The sequence below is a fragment of the Oleiphilus sp. HI0128 genome (genome assembly GCF_001635365.1).
The window spans coordinates 1-345 of the sequence record NZ_LWGG01000463.1 but is presented as its reverse complement, the minus strand read 5'-3'; the positions used below and the strand labels follow the sequence as shown (position 1 = coordinate 345).

Here is a 345-nt window from a genome sequence, read left to right as displayed (position 1 = left end):
GACAGTGCTTGTTACGAGGCAATGGTCTTGATGGCGCAGCCCTTCAGTTATCGCTACCCCCTTATTGACGGACAAGGAAACTGGGGTTCTCCGGATGACCCGAAGTCTTTTGCTGCGATGCGATATACCGAGTCAAGGCTGGCTCCTTACGCAGATACACTTTTAGCTGAGTTAGGTCAGGGCACCGTAGAGTGGGCGCCAAACTTTGATGGCACCATGGATGAACCTAAAACTCTGCCAGCACGCTTACCTAATTTGCTATTAAACGGTACCACGGGTATTGCCGTGGGTATGGCAACTGATATTCCACCACATAACCTTAGGGAAGTGGCGAGTGCTTGTATT

General features: G+C 50.4%; 1 protein-coding gene. It reads left to right on the top strand.

Annotation, left to right across the window (positions count from 1 at the left end):
* Positions 1-345, top strand: a 345-nt coding sequence (locus A3763_RS05645; protein WP_304440793.1) for a DNA gyrase subunit A, incomplete at both ends; no start/stop codon positions are given.